Raw genomic sequence first — 24,982 nt, forward strand, 5'->3', positions numbered from 1 at the left:
ATGTTGCACCAGCTTTACGCCGATCAACTTCAAAAACTGATTGATGCTCTCTATATGGAAAATTTCAACGATTTTCATAGTCAACTAAGATTTTCTGAGCCCTTAATGTCTATTGCACTGAACGATTCAATCTCACTAGAACTAACCTGTGATCGACAGCAAGGACTAAGGCCATATCGAGTGCTGGACAACATAGTTCACCTGTCCGATAAAGCTAACCATTCCCGTAAATTGATAGACCTTAGGCAAGTCATCCTTTACTTGGTTCAAGCATCATGGTGGCCAAAGTCGAACCATGCTGAAGTCATTCAATGGTGGCATGAGAGTTTCGATTTGATCGACTCTCTACCAACACTGCTGCAATCCCTTGAGGATCAGGGACGTGACACTTTGATTACCAGCGAAAGGATAGCTTTAGCTGCGGATCGCCCATTCCATCCTTTTGCACATGCAAAGGGTGCACTAGCTTCGTTAGTTTCAACTTCATTCAACCTACATTGGTGGGCTTTCCATCCTAGTCAACTAATAACTAAGCAAGCTTCACAGCCTGCTGACCTTCTCCTTAAAGACAAGGAACTCGCCCAGCTTAAAAACAAAATGGCGAAGTTAGCTCCAAATTATATCACTCTGCCGATGTTACCTACCCAGCATCGTGAGCTTTTATCTGATGACAGTGGTGTTGAAGGCATTAATCTTTCATTCACGTCTCTAGCTGGTGTGCCTACATCTTCGTTACGCACACTCATCAGCTTACAAGACAGAAATCTCCACTTAAAGCTCTCCACTAATGCTCGAACATTGGGTGCTGTCCGATCAATGCCACCTCGCTACTTGATCAATGGTGATGAAGCCTGCCGGTTGCTAGAAATGATTTTAGTCCAGCAACCCGATCTCGCAGAGGTATTAACCCTGTGCGATGAAAATCGTTGGTGGGTAGTCAAAGACACCCATGAAGTATCTGGTCAAGATCTAATTAAAAACAAAGGATTATTCGGCTGCCAACTGCGCTATTTACCCACCCAGGCAAATGACCAGTCAAGCCAGCAAATCACTTTATCGTCGCTGGCCTTCTCACAAATTTCTGTATTTCAGAAACTGTTGGGCGAACAGACTGATCCCTGGCAAGCCGTTAAAAAATTGTCGTCACTATTTATTGATACATTCCTGACATTATGGAGCTACGGGGTAATGCCTGAATGCCATGGACAAAACGTTATCGCACAGTATCAAGATGGCGAACTAAGCGGCTTTATTCTCCGAGACCACGACACCCTTAGAATCTGCACAGATCGTCTCAAGAAAAGCGGCTTGCCTATACCTGACTACAAGATCGACTGGTCGACGTCAAACTCGCTAGTACTAGAGTCCGATCAGCAGCTTTTAGGGTACTTCGTAACGCTCGGTATACAAGTGAACTTATATCCTATCGCTTTAGCAGCACTTCGACACTGCGATCACAATGAAGCTGACTTTTGGCGTTGGATCCGGATTTGTCTTGAAGACTTTGCGAATAGCCTACGTGATATGCAATTAGCCGCTACCCTTTGTGAAACCTTACTTGACTCAAAGGTTTGGCCATTCAAACAACTGCTTACCCCACTATTACATCAACAGCAGGCCACTTCAGGAATGCCTAGTGCAATGGGAGAGATCCTTAATCCATTACACTATGTTGAAGTAACCGAACTATCCGAAAGTACATTTTCCAATGAAAGCTAATGCCAGAGCTCTTCATCTTCTTCTGTGCTGTCAGTTTCTAGCCACGTTTGGCTTGATGGTTCTGATTCCCGTCATGCCATTGTACTTGGAAAAGCTGACGGCACATGCAGGCAACTTGGCAATTTGGGCAAGCATCGCGTTAGCCGCCCCAGCAGTAGGCAGTATGCTAACCGCGCCATTTATTGGACGACTAGCAGATCGCTGGGGATACAAGAACCTCTTAACGATAGCACTTTCAGGCTTCTGTCTTTCACTGGTTCTGATGTCTATTTCCGAAACGATCGCGCTATTTCTTTTTTCCCGAATATTGCTTGGTTTATGTGGCGTATCCGTTGCAATAACGGCATACACCAGTCATATCGTGGAGTCAGCCTCTCCTGTCGATGGTATATCCAGAGGGGTCACATTAGCAAAACTCCAGAGCGCAATTGCCGCAGCCTGCCTAAGCGGTCCCCTTGTTGGAGGGCTGTTTATGGACCAATGGGGAATGAAACTCCTATTGAATTTAACAGCGGGTATGACATGTATCGCTCTAATTACCGCAACGTTATTACTTCAAGGGGCTTCCTCCTCTTCACTCATAGAGCAAAGCGGCACCGCTCTCGCTAAGGGATGGTATTTAAATTGGCCAACACTCTCTTGGCTTGGTGCTGGCGCCTTCGCCCAAGGCGGAGCCTTTGCACTAGTGACCTGCTTTGCCCTTTATATCAATGACCTTGAGCAAACCTTAGCTCCCCCCGCAACCGCGACAGGAGTTCTGCACGCTATCGCTTGGGCAGCCACTTTTGTAGCCGGAGCCTACTGGGGAAAACGCAATGATCAAGGTGATGCTGTCGGAAGCTTTATCACCGCAGCTGCGGGATGTGGCGCAACGGTTCTGGCGCTGCTCTGGGTAAATAGCCTATGGCTTATCGCACTACTACGAATCATTCAAGGATTCTTTTTTGCCGCATTGATCCCCGCGGTCATGTACAGCATTGGCAAACAAGCAGGCTCAAGTCAGCAAGGACAAGCAATAGGCACCGCTAAAAGCGCACTGGTTCTCGGGCAGTTAATTGGTCCACTAGCCGCAGCGGGAGGCTATTCGTTTTTTCAAGCTTCGGGGGCCATAGCCATCAGTGCTGCTTTTTTTGCTGCGGCTGCACTCTTTCTCATTCCTAACAAAAACACCACCAACCAAAAGGCAATCAGACTATGACGTCAACCCAAAACTCACGTTGGCTAAACAAGCTTTACGAACAATATCTCAATACCTATTTTCGTGAGACTGGTGTGGAGATAAGTAAGCTTGAGATTCCACATACCAACAATCCACTTTTCGACATGCTGGATCCTACAGAAGCTTCGATTTGCTTTGCTTATCCTTTTACTTCATCGGATACCATCTTATACGGCAGCATCATACATTTATCCCTAACTGGCTACCACCAGTATGGTGAGCAGTTCGTACTAGAGTCTGCAAAAGGATTCCATGTAGAGCGTTTAACCGAGATACAGCCGTTGCTGAAATTGATTAGTCAGCAGTTGGCTTTTGAAGCGGAGCCACTTGATGCACAACATGAGGCCGCAGCCACACTCTATGAACACATGTGCAATAGCGTAGAGCGATCCCGTTTCTTCATGAATGAACGAAGTGGCCCAATAGATTCGTTACATCTCGTCAAAGATTTCATCACCTCTGAACAAGGTATGCTGCTAGGCCATCCATTTCATGTCACATCAAAAGCCAACATCGGTTTTAGCGAAGACGATATTCGACGTTATAGCCCTGAATTAGGGGCGTCATTCAAACTACACTACTTCGCCGTAGCGCCAGAATTACTTCAGACATATGCCAGTGGTCATGACGTATCCAAGTTAATTGATCCAAAGGCACAATATGAAGCAGAGCAACTATTGGGGACGAAATCTAATCAATATGAACTTCTGCCCTGCCACCCTTGGCAGGCAAACTTCCTGTTGGATAACGACGAGATTCGTAGGAAGCTTGACGGTCAAGCTATTATTTCACTTGGACCAATAGGCCAAGTGGTTTGGCCTACGTCATCCGTACGCACTGTATGGATGCCCGAAACCGGACTGTTTCTAAAACTGTCCCTAGATGTTCGAATCACCAACTTTATCCGCAACAATCCAACTGAGCAGATAATTAGGGCTATTGATGCCAGTCGATTACTCAACAAAATCGGCCCTGATGAATCTCAGGAAAACCTTCGTTTATTACCAGAATTGGCCGCTCAGACACTTAAGATTCCTGAGTTAGAGGCATCATTTGGCATCGTTTATCGAGCGGGCTTGGAAGCTAGCGCTCTGGCAAAAACACGGATTTTGGGCAGTCTTGTTGAAGAAAATCTTGAAACAGGTGAATTGCCTTTGCTGCATTACATTAATCAGGCTGCTCAGGTTGCAAATACATCCGTGACAAAAGACTTTATCTGCGATTGGTGGGCGCAGTATATCAAGGTATCACTCCTGCCTGCGCTGGAGCTCTTTGCTAAAACGGGGATCAGTCTTGAAGCTCATCTTCAAAATAGTTTGATGAGATTTGAGAATGGTATCCCCATCCAACTGGTAGTACGTGACATGGAAGGTGTCAGCGTCGTCAAAGACTCTGTGTTAGGAACGCGTTGTCCTGAAGTCAAACATGATAGCTCCGTTTGGTATTCTACTGACGAAGCTTGGTTCCGTTTTAAATACTATCTGGTAGTAAATCATCTTGCTCATCTAATCGGTGCGATTGCTAGGTTTTGTCCGACAACCGAAGACGACTTATGGCGCATAACAGGACAAACCCTGTTCGATGCCAATAAGTCTGAACAAGGGAAAAGCTATGTGCAGCAACTTCTGCAGACACGCGAGTTGCCAGCGAAAGCCAACATGCTCAGTACCTTCCAGAAGAGCGGTGAAAAACCTGTATGGGTTGGAATCTTGAACCCACTTTGTCGCTATCACTACTGCGGTCTTACTCCACTAAATAAAACAGAGATGACTGTACCGTATCAGCAAGCAGAACAAAGAGTCATTGATCAGCTGTTTGAGGCATTGCTATTTGAACGTGCCCTCTCCTACCAACAGGTAAACGATAGCCTACATATTCCTGTCACTAAGGAATTAAGCTACCAGTGTAACGCTCGTATTAGCTTCAGCTTTGGTCGAATCCGCTTACAACCTGGAACGCTGAGAAGACAGGAATCAGATCAATCTAATGCCCCTTCTCTTAATCAAGTTATGCTAGATCTTGCTCAAGTAATTGAGGTGGAGCCAGAACACTGGACCCAATTTCAGCAAGAGCTTATTCAAACCCTAGTAAAGCACGCTCAGGCATTGCAATCTCTTCCTGCTATCCCTTTACGAGAGATGACTTATTTTGAGCAAGAAGCACGCGCCAATAACGGCCATTTGTATCATCCAAGTTTTAAATCTCGGATCGGCTTTGACTTAATAGAGAATGAACGCTTTGGACCTGAACTTTCATCAGGGTATCCGGTTGTCTGGATCGCAGTTGACCAATCACTGATTCAGACAAAAACCAGTGAGTCATACAATTGGGAAACTATTTATCGTCAGCAGTTTTCCAGCTCAGAAATTAAGTCATTTAAGACACAGATTGCCGAAGCGGGTAAAACATTCCATAAAGTGGCCTTGCTTCCTGTTCATCCATGGCAATGGGAAAAAGTCATCCGCGTTTTTTACCAAGACCAGATCGTAAAAGCCCAAATGATTAAGCTTAATGTAAAGGGGCCTGATTATTTACCACAACAGTCGATTCGAACTTTATCCAATGTAAGTAACCTATGGGCACCATCAGTTAAATTGGCGATGAGTCTTATAAATACTTCAACATCACGCGTTCTCGCGCCACATACTGTGCAAAATGCAGCTCCGATAAGCGACTGGCTATGGCAGTTGGTACAAGATGATGTAGTTCTACCCGAAGCGCACAAACCTATTATCTTACGTGAAATCGCCGGCCTGTCGGTTTCCCCCTCTCTTCAAATCCCTGCTCAATATGGCGCACTGGCATGCATCTGGCGTGAAAGTGTCTATCCGTACCTAAAAGAGGACCAATCAGCGTGCCCTGTGACAATACTCATGCAACTTGATTTAGATAAACGACCCGTAATCGATCCATGGATCAATCAGCACGGAATAGAAAACTGGATTCAAAAGCTCATTGAACGAGTCTACTTACCGGTAATGCATTTACTATGGCAGTACGGGACAGCCCTAGAATCTCATGCTCAAAATATGCTTTTAATCCACCAAGATGGCATGCCAATCAAGGTTGCGCTAAAAGATTTCCATGACGGTGTCCGCTATAGCCGGGAGCTTATGGGGAATTCCGTTACCCTGCCAGAGCTCACTGATGCTCCAACCGCGCATGCAGCAGTAAACCCCAACTCGTTTTTAGAAACAAATAGTGCTAGTGAGTTACGGGATTTCACCCAAGACGCCCTATGCTTCGTTAACTTGGCTGAGCTTTCTTGGTTCATTCATCTACATTACGGCTTCGATGAGGAGAAATTTTGGCAGCTGACACGAACTGTGATCGAGCAGTACCAGTCTAACAATCCTAATATTGCCGACCGCTTCAAGCTGTTTGACTTCTTTGCAGCTCAAATTGATGTTGAACAGCTAGCGAGCCGCCGCTTTCTGCCGGAAATTAGGCTACGTGTGATGTCAGTGGCTAACCCATTGAGTGGAGCGCGCTAAAATGCTCAAGACATCACTCAAATCTCGAATTCTAAATAGGGAAGAATGCTTCGGTGTGTTTTGCTCCATTCCATCTGCAGTTGCTCTTGAGCAGATGGCTGCCGCTGGATATGACTTTGTAATAATTGACTTGGAGCATACGCTCATCAGCTGCGAGCAGATTGAAACAATGGTACTGGCTGCCCGAGCTAGCCAGCTAGAAGTACTGGTACGAGTTCCACCTAACACCTCCCACTTAGTCGTACCTTTATTAGATGCAGGGGTGGCGGGTATGGTATTTGCCAGAGTTGACCACACTAATCAGGCTCGAAATGCCGTTGGGTTATGCCACTATGCCCCACTAGGACATAGAGGACTCAATTCTACTCGGACCAGCCGCTATGGCATGGATGGCTTAAATGATGCCATCCACAAAGCTATGGAAAACACTCTAGTTGTCGTCATGATCGAAAGCTTGGAAGGACTTAGCAATGTGGAGTCCATTGCAAAGGTCGATGGTATAGACGTAATTCTCGAAGGGGCTGCCGATCTATCTCAATCCATGGGCTTATCGTGGCAGACAAGCCACGTTAAAGTTCAACAGGCTCTTGAGCAGATTTGTGCAGCGGCTCACTCTGCTGGTAAAGCCTTTTGCGCTTTGCCCCGTCATATCGACGATATGCAACGCTGGCGTAAACAATCGGTTTCACTATTCGTCATTGGTGATGACAGAGGCATTATGCGACGCGCGCATCAAGCTCACCTTTTGGCCCATAAGGAGATAGTATGACAACCCCATTTTCTCTAACGCCCCTGAAACAGTACATTGATGATCAGAATGAGCCGATATGTGCTTACTATTACGATTTAGACTACTTATCAGAGCGAATTCAATGGATTACGCGAGAATTGCCTGAACAGGTAAATTTCTACTATGCGATCAAAGCCAACTCTGACAAGCCCGTACTTAGAACCTTAGCGCCCTATGTCTATGGTTTTGAAGTAGCTTCCTTAGGGGAGATAAATAAGGTCAGACAGGCAACACCTGATAAGCCGATTGCATTCGGTGGACCAGGAAAAACTTCAGTTGAGTTACAGGGAGCGCTAGAGTCAAACGTGGAGCTCTATCACATTGAAAGTGAGCTTCAACTCATCCGCTTAAATACACTGGCAAAAGACGCTGGAAAACCTGTAAAGGTTTTGCTTCGCATAAACCCTTATTTCAGCTTGCCAAATGCGACGTTACAGATGGCTGGCAAACCGACCCAGTTCGGAGTTGACCAACATCAGATCGAAAGTATTCTTAAGTCTCTAGGGAATTATTCGAACATCAGCTGTGTCGGCTTTCACTTCCATGCCCTATCCAACAACTTAGATGCTAAAAGCCATCTTCTCCTGATTCAAAACTACATTGAGCTCGCTCAAATGTGGCAGCGAGCATTTGGCTTCGAAATAGAACTTATTAATGTCGGTGGTGGAATTGGATTTAATTATGAACCTCATGGCTCTCAGTTTGATTGGGAGCTCTACTGCGATGGACTAACGCTGATTTTTGAGCAATCTGGCATCGAGTTCAAGCTGGCGATGGAGTGTGGGCGATTCGTTACAGCCCCCATTGGTTGTTATGTCGCCGAGGTGACTGATCTTAAAACTAATCATGGCGAGAACTTTGCCATTCTTAGGGGGGGCAGCCATCATTTTAGACTACCTTCTTCTTGGCAGCATAATCACCCCTTCAAAATTGTGCCGAAAGAGCAATGGAACTGGCCCTGCTCTCGCCCAGGTTTCAATCAAGAAAACATCACATTATGTGGAGAGTTATGTACTCCAAAAGATGTATTAGGCAAACAAGTTCATGTTGAGCAAGTAAGGGTTGGTGATCTAGTCCTATTTGAGCATGCTGGCGCCTACGGTTGGCACATATCTCATCATGATTTTTTAAGCCATCCGCACCCAGAACGGATTTATATTCAAAATAATCAATTAACATTTCCTAAGGAGTATTAACAATGTTGCACGCAAAACAATTCTCAGACATTTTCCACGACACATTAACAATGCTGGATAAGAGTTTTTTATCAGACATTTCCGAGCGAACGTCGACCATGCTGGGTGCAAAACCTGTTACTTTTGTTGATTTAAATCTAATACTACCTAACGAGGAAGTTTATGATTATCGTGTAGACTGGCTGGCCAATAAAATAGAAATGGAAAAGCTATGGCGGGTACCAGTAACGATAGATAGAGACAGTTTTGCGATTATGGACGGCCATCACCGAAGAGCAGCAGCTCAAAGACTAAACCTAAAACGTATTCCTTGCATCTTGCTAGATTACAGTGAAGTTGAGTTGATCAGTACCCATTCATCAATGCTGGTCACACCTAAAGTAATTAAGGATTTCGCAAAAAATAGAAAATTTTTCCCCCCAAAAAGCACCAAGCATATTTTCAAAAGCCCATTGCCTACATGTAATATTTCTCTTGAACTTCTGAAGTGAAAACTAAACCCTGGCAAGTTTCAAAATTTACTAGGGAGCGCTTGGATTAAGGTATTTTTTCAAGTAGCTCCCAGCACTTTACTTATTTATGAAATTTATTAATGACTCTTATTCATAGGTTTTATCTCAATGTATTCAACCTCACCTGTATCCTTCACGATCTTGAAGTCCGGTGTATAACGGCAAACTTTATTATCTGCTTGATACTCTATGCCGGTGGGCTGGGATTCAAATGAAGCAATAGAAGGAGAAAATTCAAGATGAAAACAAGCGTCAAACTCTAAACCGCTCTCACACATAATAGTTGAACGATTTTTTCTACTAACGAATTTGTAGATGTTTTTATTTGAGCTTGGTTTGCGAAGGTTGCGATTGTACATAACCCATACTTTTAAGTTGTAACTAAATAACAACTTAAAAGTAGACTATGACATCATATAGTGCAAATTTGACAGCTTATGCTTCCAATTTGTCAGCTTATGGTTCAATCAATATTTTGGGGAGATTAAGGTGGCATCTCTACCAGCCGCACCTCGGCACACAAGTCCACCGCTGTGGCTGCTTCCTTCCGGACCTGACCAGATTAACGGTTTATCGTTGCGAGGGGACCAGCAGAGACACCATAAAGGAGGCTTGTTGACCTTGGGGCGCAATTATACGCAGCCAAATCGAAATATCAACCGCCTTTCTTATGTATTTTCAAATACTTATAAATTGGCGCTTATCACTGCCCTTTTCAACTTCTCCTCTACTTTTTTGCTTCTTAGTATCAAGCTATAACGCTGCTTCTATTTACGGTAAGATACGCGCCATTAAGAATCATAGGAGTAGCGAGTTGAAGCTATTTGTAAAAAACCTGACCCACGTGGATTTTTCCTACTTTGATGCTAAGCGTGGTTTGTTGGGTGAAAGCTGGCAGACAGACATTGTGCTGACCGGCAAGTTAAACGATGAAAGCATGATTTGTGATTTCAGTATCGTTAAAAAACAAATCAAGAAATGGCTGGATGACAACATTGATCACATGCTGGCGATTCCTGCTGAGCACAGCGGATCAACTATGACTCCATTAGCTGATGATCGCGTGTCTTTTCACTTTGATCACAGTAAAGCCACAGCTGACGACAAACGTGTATTTCAGTGCGACGCGCCGACTCAAGCGATTTGCGTATTGCCAATGACAGAAGTGACACCAGAAGCGGTCGCTAAATGGGTTGAGTCGCAAATTCTTAATCTGCTGCCAGCGGAATTAGAAGCCGTTAGCGTGCGTTTTTCACCAGAGCAAATTACTGGCGCACAATATCAATACAGCCATGGTTTGAAAAAACACTCAGGGAATTGCCAACGGATTGCTCATGGTCATCGCTCTACGGTTGAGATTTACACCGATGGCGCACGAAATGCTGCGATGGAATACGATTGGGCAAAGCGTTGGGAAGACATCTATTTAGGTACCCAAGAAGACTTGATAAGCCAAGTGACTGAAAACGGTGTAAATTATCACTGCTTTAGCTACACCAGCCAGCAAGGTTTGTTTGAACTAAAAATCGACAGCAATCAAGTCTACATGCTGGATTGTGACACTACGGTTGAGTCCCTTTCAGCGCATATCGCTGAGGTACTGGCGGAAGAAAACCTAGGAACGCATATTGAAGCGCACGGCTTTGAAGGCATTGGTAAGGGCGCAATCTCAGAAAAAATAAAGGCAAGAATATGAGCTTAAAAGAATACGAAAATCTCGCCAAAGGCGAAAAGCTATCTCTAGACACAGTATTAGCAAATTTAAAAACAGACGAGCATGGCTTGGTCGCGGCCATCGCGCAGCAACATGATACTGGTGAAGTATTAATGTTGGCGTATATGAATGAGCAATCCATTCGTGAAACCCTAGAAACAGGTCAAGTATGTTATTGGTCTCGCTCACGCCAAACCTACTGGCGTAAAGGCGAAAGTTCTGGTCACCGCCAAACATTGGTATCTATGTCATTCGACTGTGATGGCGACGCGATTCTGGTCAAAGTGAATCAACAAGGCCCTGCTTGCCATACCAATCGACGCGACTGCTTCTTTTTTACGGTTGACGGAAACGACGTTGTTATCAGCTCTGCACCATCTACAACCAAGTAAGTTACAAAAAACGCACAAAAATGGAGCATTTTGGCAAAAAACCACTATGCTTCTCTCTCCCTTTCGAGTTACCTTAGGTCTTGTCAGTTTTTTTTGCACATTCCACAAGAATTATGCAATTGAATCCGAACGGTAAAAAAGCAAATTTTTTATTCACTCTCGAAGCTAGCAAATATTTTGCCAAACTTTAGATCAAATAAAGTACAAGTTCAGGAAGGATAACAAGTCAACTCTCTTCGTGCGAGGGAATGAAACTTGATTGGCATAAGTATTGCTGGATAAGAGATATCGACCAACACTCTTAATTCATTGGGTTAACTATGTTAAATCTGTCCGTACGCACTAAAATACTCTCACTTATTGCACTCTTTTCGCTGGTTATTGTTGGTATGAGCGTTAGTTCTGCACTTACCAGTAAATCCGTGTCTTCAGAATTACAAAGCCTATCCTCACAAAGCCTCCAACTAGTTAAGAACTTAGAAAAAAGTCGTCAGCTTTTACTACAACAATCTGTTGAATTTGAACGCGGTTACTTCCAAGTATCTATTGCTAAAACAATTGGTGGGTATGGCACTGAGCAAATTGCAGAATCAGCCGAAAAATTCAAAACTTACACTGGTGAGTTGGTAACCAGTATCGAAAATGTAAAAAGCATTCTTGCAACCATGCCAGTACACGATGGATTAGACGGCTTACTAGAACAGATTAAAGCACTAGAAGAGCAACAAGCTATCTTCTTAGAAGCCAGCACAGAAACTTACAGCTGGTGGGTCAAGCTAAATACCATGAAAGCGAATAAATCTCGACGTGCTGCTGACGAAAGCTTGATTACGGTGAACAAGCAAATGGAGGAAATTATAACCTCCATTAATGAATACAGTAGTGCCGTTGCAGACAACCAAAACAGCAAACTTGATCAAACCATTTATGCTAGTGGTTTATTTGCCGCAGTACTTATTGTGATTGGTATCACTGTCAGTATCATCATTGTTAACGGCATTTGTAGACCGCTTATTAAAGCTGTTCGACGCGCAGAAGAAATTGCCTCAGGTGATTTGGTTCAATCTAAAATTGCCAGCACACGCAAAGACGAAATCGGCATGCTGGAAACAGCAATGGACAAACTAGTCATTCAGCTTAGTAGCATTTTGCATGATGTGGCTGAGTCCAGCTCCATGTTGACCAATGCTGCTAATGACCTTAACCGTATTACCGACGAATCCTCTGAAATGGTCGATCGCCAACAACAAGAAACCAACTTCATATCTCAAGCGATACAAGAAATTCAAGCCACGGCAGTGCATGTTTCTGAATCCACAACAGACGCAAGCCAAGCAGCGCATGATGCCGAAACAGCAGCCAATGAAGGCACCGCAATTGTCACTAGAACAATTGATAGCATTCAAGAATTAGCGACTGAAATAGCCAGTTCTGCACATACTATTAATGAATTACAATCCAATACTAAAGAAATCAGTAATATCCTTAACGTCATTCTAGGTATTGCAGAACAAACCAACCTACTCGCTCTCAACGCTGCGATTGAAGCTGCGCGAGCTGGTGAGCAAGGTCGAGGCTTTGCTGTGGTAGCTGATGAAGTGCGCCATCTTGCACAGAACACGCAAAATGCCACACAAGAAATTGAGAAAATGATCGCTCTATTACAAAGTGGTACAAGCTCTGCAGTAAAAGCCATGACATCGAGCCATCAGCGCTCCACTGATGCCGTAAATCAAGTTAAACACGAGGAAGATTCGCTTCGACATATTAATCAATCCGTATCTAAAATTCGTGACATGAACGATAGAATTTCAGCGACAGCAGAAGAGCAAGCATCAGTAACGGCCGAAGTAAGCCGCAATGTCGAAAATATTACGGAGATTGCATCACGCACCACTAAATCTATACATTCTATTAGTAACTCAGCTGGACAGCTGGCTTCATTAGCCACACAATTGTCGGCAAAAATCAGCTACTTCAAAGTATAGAGCTACAGCAAATTAAGATCTCTAGGGAAGTAACGAAGTTACTTCTCTTTATTTTCATTCCTAGGAGAAAATCATGTGTCGTTGGATGGCGTACCAAGGCGATCCTGTTTACCTTGAGTCATTGCTTTTTAAACAAGAGCATTCTTTAATTCATCAAAGCTTAAGCGCCAGAAAATCCGAAGTCACCGTGAATGCCGATGGTTTTGGTCTTGGCTGGTACGATGAACGCGAAGAACCTGGACTTTATCATGAAGTCTTGCCAGCTTGGAGTGACAGCAATTTAAAGAGTTTAGCGAGACACATTAAAAGTGGGCTATTCTTCGCCCATGTTCGCTCCTCTACGGGCACAGAAACCAACCGTTCGAACTGCCACCCATTCAGTTACAAGAATTGGTTATTCATGCACAACGGACAAATTGGCGGTTATGAGTCTTTACGCTGGCAGTTGGATCGCTTGATTCCAGAGCATCTTTATAGCCACCGTCATGGCGCAACTGATTCAGAAGTTATTTTCCTATTGATGATCGCCAATGGTTTAGAAACGAATCCAGAATATGCGATTGAGATAACTTTATCGCAAATTCTCGACATGATGAAACAGAAGAACATCAAAGATCCATTGCGCTTCACGGCGGTTTTTTCAGACGGAGAAGAAATAACCGCGATTCGCTTTTCCAGTGATGAACTGGCGCCAAGCCTATACTGCAAGCAATTCGCCAAGCACATTGTGATTGGCTCAGAACCTCTCGACCATTGCAGCGACAGCTGGACTCAAGTTCCAGCAGGACACATTGCCAGAATCAAAGGTCAAAATTACCAAATCCAACCTTTGTCTGAATTATTAAAAATGACCGCCTAGCGGTCACTTTTAATAAATAATTTATCTTTTATATTATTGCTACTTTATCTTCCCACTTCCTTTGACCTACATCATGCAACTTAATCGTTTGACTGTTACCCTTCAGGGGTGAGTTATTCAATTGCATTGATTCAATTAAAAGGAGCTAACATGATCAACTACCAATTAGACAACAAAAAAGCCATGGTAACAGGCGGCGCATCAGGGATTGGTTTAGCCTGTGTAGAGCTACTGGCCTATTCAGGTGCCGATGTCGCCATTTGGGATCTTCATGAAGAAGCATTAGAAAAAGCTAGACAATCTATCAGTAAATACAATGTGAAATGCATCACCATTAAAGTCGATGTAAGTGATCCTGAATCGGTCAAAGCTGCTATGGATGAAACCGTGAAGCAACTTGGTAGTCTAGATATAGCGGTCAACAACGCAGGCATTGGCGGCCCCGCTTGCAAATCTGGCGATTACACCACAGAAGATTGGTTAAAAGTGATTGATGTTAACTTCAACGGTGTTTTTTATTGCCAACGCGAAGCCATTGCTGCCATGCGTAAAAATGGTTCTGGTAGCATTATCAACATGGCATCCATCCTTGGCCAAGTTGCATTCCCGAGCTCACCCGCTTACGTCAGCGCAAAACATGGCGTTGTTGGTATGTCCAAAGCCGCTGCAGTCGAGCATGCAGAGGACAACATTCGTGTAAATGCCGTAGGCCCTGGCTTTATTCATACGCCTTTGGTCGATGAACATTTAGATGCCGAGACACTAGATATGCTTGCTCAAAAACACGCACTTAAGCGCCTTGGCAAACCAGAAGAAGTCGCTCACCTTGTGGCTTGGTTAGCCAGTGATGCGGCGTCTTTTGTTACTGCATCGTATTATCCTGTAGACGGTGGTTACCTCGCTCAGTAAATCGACCTAGATAGATTTTTACTTAGCGATAAAGCTTTTTACTTAGCAATAAAAAACCTCACCTTGGATCAAGATGAGGTTTTTTATTGCGATATTACTTATGCGCTCTCTTTTTCTCGATACGCATAAGTCGCATCAAAGCGTGACTGAATCCAGTCGCCGCTCAAAATAGCGTCGTATTTCGCAGGTTTGTCAGCTGTAGCACAACTCGGCACGCACTCAACATTGGTTTCGTAATCTGGCTCCACAAAGAATGGGAAAGAATAGCGATGTACGTCTGGCAACGAAGCACGCACACGGTGTGCAGTAGAAACATATTCGTCGTTGGTCCAACGCTGCATCAAGTCACCAATATTTACCACTAACGCGTCATCGATTGGCGTTGCATCGACCCATTCGCCTTTGCGATTTTTCACTTGCAAACCACCAATCTGATCTTGCAACAACAAGGTGACACAGCCGTAATCCGTGTGCGCACCCGCGCCGTTGTCATGGTCGTTAGCTGGACGCGGCGGATAGTGAATCATACGTAACACGGTAACGTGATCTTTAAAGCAACGTACAAAGAAATCATTGTCCAAAGACAGTGCTTGCGCCATAGCCGTCAGCAATTTTTGTGCTACCTGAAAGGCTTGTACATAGTATTCTTGCAGTACTTCTACGGTTGCTGGATCACTTGGATTTTGGTTTGGCCCGTACATGGTTGGGTATTTCGCGACCAAAGGATGATCCTTTGGAAAATCCAACGCCATATCAAAGGTTTCTTTCCAATCCGCGTGACCAATTTCATCCAGCTGCTCTTCACCAATATTGCCATAACCGCGGTGATTGATACTGTCTTTGATATCAATCGCATTTTTCACGTCTTGCGGCTGATTAAAGAATCGTTTAGCTTCACGCATCAACGCGGCCATCAATTCTTTCGGAATACCTGTATTAGTTAGGTAGAAAAATCCAATCTCTCGGCACGCCTTGTCTAGGGCGTTTATTTCAGTTTGGCGGACTGACTCGCTCTCGTGAGTCAGTTTAGATAAATCAATCAATGGAATGGACATTACGCGTTCCTTAGGCTCTGGAAGACAGTTTAATAAGTTGTGTGTGCTTAGGATTAAAGCGTTTTAGACCCACTTCGCCAAAATCCACAAAAATCATTTGTTTTTCGTCTCGTTCTTGTCGCACGACAACACCCTGACCGAACTGATCGTGGCGTACTTTGTCGCCGGGCTGTAAGAGACTTTTACCTTCAACCCGATGACGAAAGGTCAGCGACGGAGAAGGATCGACCGCGTTCAAATAACGCTGAAAGACCGAACCTTTTTCCGTATCAATTGGCGTGCCAACATTTTCGACATACCAGGCTTCGCAAATACGACTCACTGCATAAGGCTGCGCTTCAAAGACAAAACGCGACAAAGACAAGCTTTTCAGTGCTGCGCGGGGAATATCACCCTGCTTCATGCGTTTATGCTCGTCTGCACTCGGCGTTTCCAATAGCACGAGTTTCTGTTTCGCGCGGGTAATCGCCACATAAAACAAACGGCGTTCGGATGCCAAATCACTGGCAGCTTGCTTATCAATGGCGCTTAGATCCTCATCATAATAAGGAAAGCGCCCTTCTTGTAAGCCAGACAATAACACCTGATCGAACTCTAAGCCTTTCGACTTGTGAATCGTCATCAGATGCACGCCGTGAACATCGTCAGTTTGTTTTTCATTCAAGGTGGCGAGTTGGTCTAAAATCGATTTAGCATCACCGCCAACACCTCGCACATAGGCCATAAAGGCATCACAAGTAGCGATTTTTTCTTGGGTCTGAATATCTTTACTGCTGGTGCTTTCGAAGTAGCGATAAATACCTAACTTCTCCAAAGTATGCGCCAAGCCTTGCGCCGGATCGGTGCGATAAATACTTAAGCTGCGCAACCAATCAGCACGTTCGTAAAGCTTTTTCGCGCGCCAGCCATCCGTCGCATCAGCAACGGACTCAATAATCTGGGGCAACAAATGCGGCGATTGTTTGGCTTGCTGGATTAAGGTTTTACGCTGAGCCATCGAAGCACCAAGGCTCGGAATCATCAGCAAGTATTCGATATCGTCGGGATGGAAAAACGTACTGCTAGTTTCCAAACCACCAGCAATCACCGCCAAATACGCCATCAGCATGCGAATCTGACGATTTTCTAATAGCGGCGAATCACCGTGCAATTGATACGGCACACCTTTGTGCATCAAGGCTAGCTGCACTGGCACCATGTCGCTGTACAAACGCACCAACACTGCGGTATCGCTTAATGCACGGCCTTCTTCTACCCAAGATTTCAACTCACCCAACAAGGCTTTGCCCGTCTTCGGTGCGCGAGCAAAAGACACTCTGGTGCGTTCGCCAGCACCAATCACCAAGGCATCAGGATCGTTTTCACTGATCACGCTCGACGCCATTAAACCGACCGCATGACCAAAACGAAAACTGGTGCTCAACGGATACGTGACTACACCAGCAAAATCTTGGTCAAATTGCGTCGCCATGATCTCTGGACTGGCACCGCGCCATTCGTAAATACATTGCTGTACATCACCCACAATCATCCATTGGCAAGGCGCAGGATAAAGCAGCTTTAGCAGCTCGTATTGGCAAGGGTTGATATCTTGAAATTCGTCAATTAACAAATAACGGAAATCAGGCACTAAGCCACGCACTCTCACGCGTTCAGCTTCGTCTAATTCACTGATTAATTCATAAGGATCGCTGAGTAAATCGGCAAAAAAACGAATGTTATTGCGTTTGCGAAGCTTTTCTAATTCATCGTATAACGCGGGGAAAAATTTGCGTTCGTTAGACCAACCCAAGGCTTCAAAAACGATCTGTGCTGGTTGGTCAGACGCTTTGACCTGATCGACAAATAACAGCACGTCTTCCAGCCAATCTTTCTCATCCAAAATAGCGATTTTCTCACCATTACGAACCAGACGCTGTAAAGCCTCGCGTAACATCTTCACCAAGCTAAAATCATCGGTAATTAACTTAGCGGCAGACAACCAACCTTGCTGCTCTAAACGGCGACAAAACTTCATCCCAAAGGCATGAAAAGTCATCACACTGGGAGAACGGAAATGCCCAGCACTCATGAGTCGCTTGCTCAAACGCTCGGAAAATTCTTCCTGCGCGCTTTTGTTGAACATAAATACGCCAATGTGAGACGGGTCCACACCCTGAACCAATAAATGCTCGATGCGAGAAATTAAGGTGGTGGTTTTACCTGCACCCGCCACGGCGATAACTTTCGCAGGCGACGTGAGATCGTGATGTACAACAAGCGTTTGCTCATCGGTTAACGAGGTGGTCATCTCAGTATTGGGCTGTACTTGTGTCAAAATAATTTTGCCTAGTATTTATACGATTGGATCTTCAATTACTAATTATCGACTTTTAAATCGCCAATTTTTCTAGTCTTCAAACAGCTTGCCGATCTCACGAAATGCGAGATGCTCTCTGCCAGCTATCTTGGCAATGGATTCACCACATACCACCAAACGACGCTGTACGCGGGCGAAAAATACGCCATTGGTTCGCGCCACCAGAGGATAACTAGAGGTTTCCACATCATCGTCCATCAGGTTTACCACTTCGCCAATCACCTCGCCCGCTTCCACTTCTTCACCAATGGCTTTGTGGTAACAAACAATGCCAGCACACGGCGCTTTTACTAAATCCATGGCATCCAGTGGATAATATTCAACGTCGCTGTCATCAATCGCTGGTGACTTACCAGCAATCACTTCTCGCAGCACAAGATAATCAAATAAAGCTTGTGCATCTTGCTCGGCAAACTCATTGGAGATGTCATTTTCGCCGCGTAATTCTACCGTTAAAGAGCGGCTTCCCCAAGGAATCAAATGGGCATAATGGGCTTTTAAATCACGCCACACGCTGACATTGGTTTCATCAAACGAAGCAGCGCCAGTTTCTAATTCAGACAAGCCAACTTTCGCGCCCAATAGCGCCAATAATGGCTTAAAGTGGCCTTCAAATTCTTGCGCCACGTAGGCGTGCATACTAGCTTCGCCAGAACAATGCAGATCGATAATTTCATCCGCATCCATAGACAAAGCCAACAAGGTTTTCTTCATACCTTGCAGTTCCGTGGTTTCAGGTAACAAGGCCAATTCTTCGTGAATGGCTTGGCGAACTAAATCAATATTACTTTCAATGTCGCCAGTCACATCACCCTTGATACGTTTTTCAACTTTCGCGCCCAACTGTGGCCAGTTGCGATTAAAATTACCGCCGCCATCGGAAAACGCAAAACGACCGGGAATATAACCGTGGAAGTTCTGCGCCAAACCAATCGGGTTCGCCACAGGCACAATGACAATTTCACCTTGAATAAAACCTGCATCGTCGGCTTTTTTTAGCTGTCTTAGCAAGGTGTTAAGCACCAAAAAACCTGGCCATTCATCGGCATGCAATCCCGCCTGAAAATAGACTTTAGGACGCGCACCCGCTTCGCCGAAATGATGCGCTTTTAAAATACGCTGGGTGCCCGGTGTCGCGCTCGGTAATACATGAGAGTAGATTTGATAAGACATAACACCTCGCAAAAAAGCCGTGAAACATTCGCCCAAATTGAGCCTGCAACATGGTACGCTAAAACCCATTTTTAATAAAAACCAATTCCTTAAATAAAAGCTGTAAGAAACAACGATCTATTTACGTCTAAGAACTCGTAAAGATTAAAACAACTAAAGAACATCAGGAGAAAGGAATGAGAAAATCGTTTGTCGCGGCTTCCATCGCTGCCACCCTAGCCTTATCAAGCTTGCCTACACTAGCCACTTCAACTCAAACCAACGCAAGTCAACAAAGCTGGCAAAACACGCTTCAACAAGCCAAAGGCCAAACCGTGTATTTCAACGCTTGGGGCGGAGCCGACAACATTAACGATTATATTCAATGGGCGGCAGATCGCATTAAAGCAGAATACGATGTGACGCTTAAACAAGTGAAACTAACCGACACGTCCGACGCCGTAAACAGAGTATTGGCCGAAAAAGCCGCTGGCAAAAACAGCAATGGCTCCATCGATCTTATCTGGTTGAATGGCGAAAATTTCCGCGCTATGAAAGACAACAATCTGCTGTTCGGCCCTTTCAGCAAGTCTCTACCTAACTACATCACTTATGTAGATGAAAATACCCGTCAAAGCTTAACCCAAGATTTCGGCACACCAGTCGATGGTATGGAGTCTCCTTGGGGCATGGCGCAAGTCATCTTCATGCACGACACAGCGACTTTGAGTAATCCGCCAAAATCCATTGCCGATTTACTCACCTACGCCAAAGCGCATCCTGGACGAATCACCTATCCTGAGCCACCACAGTTCCTAGGCTCGACCTTTTTGAAACAAGCCTTGTACGAATTAACGCCTTACCGCAAAGCGCTGTCGCAACCGGCCGACACTGTAGATTTCGACAAGATCACTGCACCATTGTGGGCGTATCTTGATCAACTTCACCAAGTCGCATGGCGCAACGGCCAAACTTTCCCATCCAGCTCAGAAGAAATGGTACGTTTGCTTGATGACCAAGAGATCGACATAGCCTTGAGCTTTGATATTTCCTCCGCTTCGGTACAAATCGACAAAGGCAACCTGCCCGATACAGTTCGCTCTTACGTCTTCACTGGGGGCACCATTGGTAATACACACTTTCTAGCGATTCCTTATAACAGTGGTGCTAAAGCGGGTGCACAAGTCGTGGCAAACTTTATGTTGTCACCAGAAGCGCAAATCAAAAAACAAACGCCAACTATTTGGGGTGATTTAAGTGTTTTATCTTACTCAAAACTAGCTGCTGCAGAGCAAGCCAAGTTCGACGCCTTACCACGTGGTATCGCCACATTGAGCATTGAAGAACTGGGTCAAACGTTACCAGAACCACACAGTAGCTGGGTGGGAGCGTTGGAAAGTGAGTGGCGCAAGCGTTACGCACAATAATCACACGACTACTGCGCTTGGCAATACTTTGTTAAAAATAGACTCAAAGTGCTCATTTATAACTTATAAACTCCGCCTTTTCATCTATTTTTGCCTCGTCTTGGCATCGCTCGTGACGTAGTGCTAAGTTCCGCATTGACGTCGTGAAAATTTCTATAATGAGCTGAATAAGAAGCAAGATGCCGTTAAAACACGCTAAATGGATCACGGGGATTATCACCCTATTACTGATCTTTCCTATTGTCATTGGCTTGGTCGGCACCTTGCTTCCTGCGTTTGCGTATTTCCCGCCCCTTGGCGAATATAGTATTTCCTTAGTGCCTTGGCGCGATTTATTTGCCCAAGGAGAATTTTACGCCAGTTTAAAACTGACTCTAATAACTGGCATAGTCGCCCCCTTACTCGCTCTCTGGTTCGCTCTGTCGCTATTGGCTTGGGGTTATCAACGTCCGTTTTTCAGTAAAGTTGAAGCGGCGTTATCGCCGATTCTAGCGATTCCCCATGCGGCGATTGCTATCGGCTTGTTGTTTTTATTAAGTCCGTCCGGTTGGTTAGTTCGCTTGTTCAGCCCATGGCTAACAGGATTTGATCGACCGCCCAATTGGATAACTGTGCAAGACCCTTTTGGCATTTCACTGATTCTCGCCCTTGTGATAAAAGAAATGCCTTATCTATTGTTTGTCATGCTCGCCACCATGAAAAGCATCAAGGCTCGAGAAAGCCTGCAAGTCGGCCAAGCCCTCGGTTACAGCCGCTTTACCTTGTGGCGCAAAGTATTAATTCCTCAGCTGTATCCGATTATTCGTTTGCCCATTTTTATCGTTGTCGCCTTTAGTTTAACTGTGGTGGATTTGGCCTTGGTGATCGGCCCCAACACACCGTCAACACTGGCGGTGACTTTATTACGCTGGTTTAATGATCCCGATTTATCCATGCGCTTAATGGCAAGCGCTGGCGCAATTTCCCTTATGTTGGTAATTGTTGTTGTCTTAGCAGGCTGGGAAGTGGCGCATTTGTTGTTTAGCAAGCTAACCCGAGCAGAGCGCAGCAATGGCAAGCGTTTTGGATTAACCGACAGCTTGCTCCGATTGGGTGTTGTTTTAGGTTTGCTCGCCTTACTGAATGCCTTTTTGGCTCTGGCTTTGCTACCGATTTGGTCGCTTGCCAGACGCTGGCGTTTTCCCGATGCATTACCAAGCCAATGGACGTGGGACAATATCGACCGCGCCACGCCGCTGCTGATTGAACTCACCGCGAACACACTGACCATTGCGCTGATTACCACACTCATGGCTTGCGTGATTAGCCTGGTGATGTTGGAAACCAAACGTCACGACATGGCGAGATCAACCAACATCAGCAAGTCACATTTATTCGATTGGCTGATTTACGTGCCGATTCTATTGCCGCAAATTGGTTTTTTGTTTGGTTTGCATGTGCTGCTGATTTATCTGAACCTTAATGGCGATCTATGCGCGATTATTGCTCTGCATCTAATGTATGTTTTGCCTTATGTTTACTTAACACTAAAAGGCCCCTACTTGGCCTACGAAGAAGAATACTTGCTGCAAGCCAATCGACTCAGTCATCGCCCTTGGCGCAATTATGTCTTAGTTAAAATCGCCATGCTAAAACCAGCGATATTCACCGCTTTTGCCATTGGTTTTTCCGTCAGTATCGCCCAATATTTACCAACTCTTATCGCGGGTGAAGGCCGTTACAGCACTTTAACTACCGAAGCCGTTGCCCAAGCTGCATCGGGCGACAGAAAACAAGTGGGCAGCATGGCGATGTTGCAAGCCTTCTTTCCCATCATGGTATTTTGGCTCGCGCAATTCATTCCACCACGCTGGACAAAATGGCGACTTAAATTCAAGAAAGCCTTAAACACTGGATTAATAGAAAAGGACAAAATGTGCTGACTGTAAATGCGTTTTCTTTGTCTTTGGGCGATAAGACACTTATCAAAGATTTAAGCTTTGAGATCGCCGACGGACAAATCTTGTCTATCATGGGGCCGAGTGGCATTGGTAAATCCAGCCTACTGCATTTTTTGAGCGGCTCTTTATCATCTAACTTAACCACCACTGGCGAAGCCTTTTTAAACGACGAAGCTTTGCAGACAAAATCTACGCAAGATCGAAAAGTCGGCTTATTACAACAAATGCCCTTGTTGTTCCCACACATGAGCATCATCGAAAACCTATTGTTTGCCATTCCTGCCGACATCAACAAAGCAGAACGCATCACCATGGCACAAAATGCCTTGGAAAAACTCGGCATTCCCGATAAAGCCAGCGCTTTACCGAAAGAACTCTCGGGTGGCCAACAAGCCCGCGTCGCCCTGCTCCGCACCCTACTTTCCCAACCCGACTACCTACTGCTCGACGAACCCTTCAGCAAACTAGACCCAGCATTAAGACGCGACGTACGAGCCTTTGTACTAAACGAAATACGCCAAGCGAACATACCTGCCCTGCTTGTTACACATGATCCTGAGGATGCTAAGGCAATGGAAGGGGAATGTTTGGAGTTGGGACGTGAGTAAATAACCTTTTAATTTCATATAAAAGGTTCGTAATGCGTTGGCTCGCGTTCAGGCGTTAAGTCTGTCTAACAACACGTAATTTTACAAAGTTCCCCCTGTTAAAGTTTATAAACTCGGCATAAGCACTTATTGCGCACATTAATGTTATGATATAACATTTCTTTTGTCGTTAACCTAGATTGACATTACCTGTGCAAACAACGAACCCCGCATTGAGTAAAAATTATAATTTCCAAGGAGAAAACTGAATGATCAAACGCCTTAGCAGTGTTAGCCTTCTCGCACTGAGCATTAGTACTATTGCGATTGCAAGTGAAAACCACGATGACAGCATGACTCGTTATCGTGTATTTATTGGTGATCACGCTACACCACAAGTCACTGCTTTGGACTTAGATAATCCAGATAAGCGTTGGACCTTTAATACTGCAGGACAAAGCAAACTTTACTCTGTTTCCAACAATGACCTAATCGTTGCGGTTCAGTCTGATAATGATCAGGTGAACTTTATTCAATCCGGCTTTCACTTCCATGATCACGGTGCCCATACTGATATAGAAATCAATGATCCTGTCGCTCTAAAAAAAGTACTTCAGGGCCCTCGTCCATTCCATCTAGTTGAGCACGATGATCTAGTGTCCATCAACTTTGATAAAGGTGGGTACGCTGATGTTTTAGATGGTCATGAACTGACGGAGGGACATATTGAAGTAACGCGAGTCCAACAAAATCATGCACATCATGGCTTTGTGACACCTTGGGAAGATAACTGGCTTTCTAGTATCGCATCTAACGAAGCTGAAGAAGGTCATGCTCCGCCACGAATTGGTTTACAAGCAATTAAGACAGACGGAACACCAGCAGGTGATTTGCAAACTTGCACAGGATTACATGGAGAAGCTTTTTCTGGCGCTTATCTAACTGTCGGTTGCAAAGAAGGAGTCTTAGCCGCAAAAGCAGGTAAAAACGGTACAGAATACAAAATGCTTCCTTACCCTGCAGACTTTCCAAAAGGGGAAACAACAGGCACTTTATTAGGCTCTAAATCCTTTCAGATATTCCTTGGCAACTATGGCAAAAAAAGCTTAGCCATCATAGATCCAACAGAAGCACCTTACATGCAGCTTGTGGAGTTGCCCTTCCGCCGTGTGGACTTCATTTTAGATCCAGTTAGGCTTCAGAATGCCTACGTTCTAACTGAAAATGGTCAAATCCACCGTATTAACTTATTGAGTGGTGAAATCGAAAAAAGCACTCGTGTAACAGCGCCATACAGTATGGACGGGGACTGGAATGATCCAAGACCTCGCTTAGCCATGGCTGGTGATAATATTGTTATCACTGACCCAAATGCTGGCCTGATACGCCTCATTAATGCAAAGGACTTCTCTGAGTCGAAGACCATTAACATTGAAGGTATCCCTTATAATATTGCCGTGGCTGGCGGTAGTGGTATTAGCCACTAACTCAACCCTAGCCTTTAGATTTCGTAAATTCTAATTCAAAACCACTTTATGCAATATAAAGTGGTTTTGTTGCTTTAAGTTGACCAACAATATTGCAGTTTTTAAAGCAGCTATAATTTCAATTCGTTCAGACCACTAATAACCAAGCAAGCAAGGAAACCACTATGCCTGAACTCAAAAATG

The 24,982-nt window shown here is 44.8% G+C and carries 19 protein-coding genes and 1 other RNA gene; 15 read left to right on the forward strand and 5 right to left on the reverse strand.

The genetic code is table 11. The features are described 5' to 3' along the window. The 6 genes from TY87_RS20155 to TY87_RS20180 are packed head-to-tail and all read left to right on the forward strand — an operon-like array spanning position 1 to position 8,909. The gene (locus TY87_RS20155) at positions 1 to 1,719 is read left to right on the forward strand and encodes an IucA/IucC family protein (RefSeq protein ID WP_100188428.1); all 1,719 of its coding nucleotides are present in this window, start codon (positions 1 to 3) and stop codon (positions 1,717 to 1,719) included. After that, positions 1,709 to 2,917: an MFS transporter gene (locus TY87_RS20160; protein WP_100188429.1), complete on the forward strand. Its 1,209-nt coding sequence runs from the start codon at positions 1,709 to 1,711 to the stop codon at positions 2,915 to 2,917. Before TY87_RS20155 ends, TY87_RS20160 begins: the two co-directional genes overlap by 11 nt. Further along, positions 2,914 to 6,432, forward strand: a complete 3,519-nt coding sequence (locus TY87_RS20165; protein WP_100188430.1) for an IucA/IucC family protein — start codon at positions 2,914 to 2,916, stop codon at positions 6,430 to 6,432. The genes TY87_RS20160 and TY87_RS20165 overlap by 4 nt, the downstream gene beginning before the upstream one ends. A 1-nt stretch (position 6,433) precedes the next feature. Continuing rightward, positions 6,434 to 7,201 carry an HpcH/HpaI aldolase family protein gene (locus TY87_RS20170; protein ID WP_100188431.1) on the forward strand — a complete coding sequence of 256 codons (768 nt, stop codon included), beginning with the start codon at positions 6,434 to 6,436 and terminating at the stop codon, positions 7,199 to 7,201. Beyond that, positions 7,198 to 8,418: a type III PLP-dependent enzyme gene (locus TY87_RS20175; RefSeq protein WP_100188432.1), complete on the forward strand. Its 1,221-nt coding sequence runs from the start codon at positions 7,198 to 7,200 to the stop codon at positions 8,416 to 8,418. The genes TY87_RS20170 and TY87_RS20175 overlap by 4 nt, the downstream gene beginning before the upstream one ends. A 2-nt stretch (positions 8,419 to 8,420) precedes the next feature. Beyond that, complete coding sequence (locus TY87_RS20180; RefSeq protein WP_100188433.1) at positions 8,421 to 8,909, forward strand: ParB N-terminal domain-containing protein; 489 nt, start codon at positions 8,421 to 8,423, stop codon at positions 8,907 to 8,909. A 98-nt stretch (positions 8,910 to 9,007) separates the two neighbouring features. On the opposite strand, the gene TY87_RS23020 is transcribed toward TY87_RS20180, so the two are convergent. Together TY87_RS23020 and ffs are read right to left on the reverse strand one after the other, a co-directional pair. Beyond that, entirely contained in the window at positions 9,008 to 9,289 is a 282-nt protein-coding gene (locus TY87_RS23020) for a TnsA endonuclease N-terminal domain-containing protein (RefSeq protein ID WP_100188434.1), read from the reverse strand. Positions 9,290 to 9,426: 137 nt separating this feature from the next. After that, positions 9,427 to 9,523, reverse strand: an RNA gene (gene ffs / locus TY87_RS20190) — signal recognition particle sRNA small type. A 221-nt stretch (positions 9,524 to 9,744) separates the two neighbouring features. On the opposite strand from ffs, the gene TY87_RS20195 reads away from it, so the two are divergent. From TY87_RS20195 to TY87_RS20215, 5 genes are all read left to right on the forward strand, one after another. After that, a complete protein-coding gene (locus TY87_RS20195; protein WP_100188435.1) occupies positions 9,745 to 10,626 on the forward strand; it encodes a 6-carboxytetrahydropterin synthase in 882 nt (293 codons plus the stop codon). After that, entirely contained in the window at positions 10,623 to 11,036 is a 414-nt protein-coding gene (hisI, locus tag TY87_RS20200; protein WP_100188436.1) for a phosphoribosyl-AMP cyclohydrolase, read from the forward strand. Before TY87_RS20195 ends, hisI begins: the two co-directional genes overlap by 4 nt. Positions 11,037 to 11,356: 320 nt before the next feature. Further along, positions 11,357 to 13,024 carry a methyl-accepting chemotaxis protein gene (locus TY87_RS20205; protein WP_100188437.1) on the forward strand — a complete coding sequence of 556 codons (1,668 nt, stop codon included), beginning with the start codon at positions 11,357 to 11,359 and terminating at the stop codon, positions 13,022 to 13,024. 73 nt (positions 13,025 to 13,097) lie between these two features. After that, the gene (locus TY87_RS20210) at positions 13,098 to 13,883 is read left to right on the forward strand and encodes a class II glutamine amidotransferase (protein ID WP_072839818.1); all 786 of its coding nucleotides are present in this window, start codon (positions 13,098 to 13,100) and stop codon (positions 13,881 to 13,883) included. Between the two features lie 150 nt (positions 13,884 to 14,033). Beyond that, positions 14,034 to 14,792, forward strand: coding sequence for an SDR family NAD(P)-dependent oxidoreductase (locus TY87_RS20215; protein ID WP_100188438.1), 759 nt, complete (start codon positions 14,034 to 14,036; stop codon positions 14,790 to 14,792). Between the two features lie 98 nt (positions 14,793 to 14,890). Here TY87_RS20215 and TY87_RS20220 read toward each other — a convergent pair whose 3' ends face one another. The 3 genes from TY87_RS20220 to TY87_RS20230 form a co-directional block, all read right to left on the reverse strand. Continuing rightward, entirely contained in the window at positions 14,891 to 15,847 is a 957-nt protein-coding gene (locus TY87_RS20220) for an isopenicillin N synthase family dioxygenase (RefSeq protein WP_100188439.1), read from the reverse strand. Between the two features lie 10 nt (positions 15,848 to 15,857). Then, positions 15,858 to 18,164, reverse strand: a complete 2,307-nt coding sequence (locus tag TY87_RS20225; RefSeq protein WP_232617192.1) for an ATP-dependent helicase — start codon at positions 18,162 to 18,164, stop codon at positions 15,858 to 15,860. A gap of 72 nt (positions 18,165 to 18,236) precedes the next feature. Next, a complete protein-coding gene (locus TY87_RS20230) occupies positions 18,237 to 19,379 on the reverse strand; it encodes a succinylglutamate desuccinylase/aspartoacylase family protein (protein ID WP_100188446.1) in 1,143 nt (380 codons plus the stop codon). Between the two features lie 176 nt (positions 19,380 to 19,555). Between TY87_RS20230 and TY87_RS20235 the strand changes: the two genes are divergently transcribed. The 4 genes from TY87_RS20235 to TY87_RS20250 all read left to right on the forward strand — a co-directional run bounded on the left by TY87_RS20235 (position 19,556) and on the right by TY87_RS20250 (position 24,799). Beyond that, complete coding sequence (locus TY87_RS20235) at positions 19,556 to 20,785, forward strand: ABC transporter substrate-binding protein (RefSeq protein ID WP_100188440.1); 1,230 nt, start codon at positions 19,556 to 19,558, stop codon at positions 20,783 to 20,785. A gap of 179 nt (positions 20,786 to 20,964) precedes the next feature. Continuing rightward, a complete protein-coding gene (locus TY87_RS20240) occupies positions 20,965 to 22,707 on the forward strand; it encodes an ABC transporter permease (protein ID WP_100188441.1) in 1,743 nt (580 codons plus the stop codon). Continuing rightward, complete coding sequence (locus tag TY87_RS20245) at positions 22,701 to 23,333, forward strand: ATP-binding cassette domain-containing protein (protein WP_100188442.1); 633 nt, start codon at positions 22,701 to 22,703, stop codon at positions 23,331 to 23,333. Before TY87_RS20240 ends, TY87_RS20245 begins: the two co-directional genes overlap by 7 nt. Before the next feature lie 248 nt (positions 23,334 to 23,581). Further along, positions 23,582 to 24,799, forward strand: a complete 1,218-nt coding sequence (locus tag TY87_RS20250; protein ID WP_100188443.1) for a metallochaperone AztD — start codon at positions 23,582 to 23,584, stop codon at positions 24,797 to 24,799. Positions 24,800 to 24,982 lie beyond the last annotated feature (183 nt).

This window comes from Marinomonas sp. BSi20584, from assembly GCF_002792415.1.
Taxonomy (GTDB): domain Bacteria; phylum Pseudomonadota; class Gammaproteobacteria; order Pseudomonadales; family Marinomonadaceae; genus Marinomonas; species Marinomonas polaris.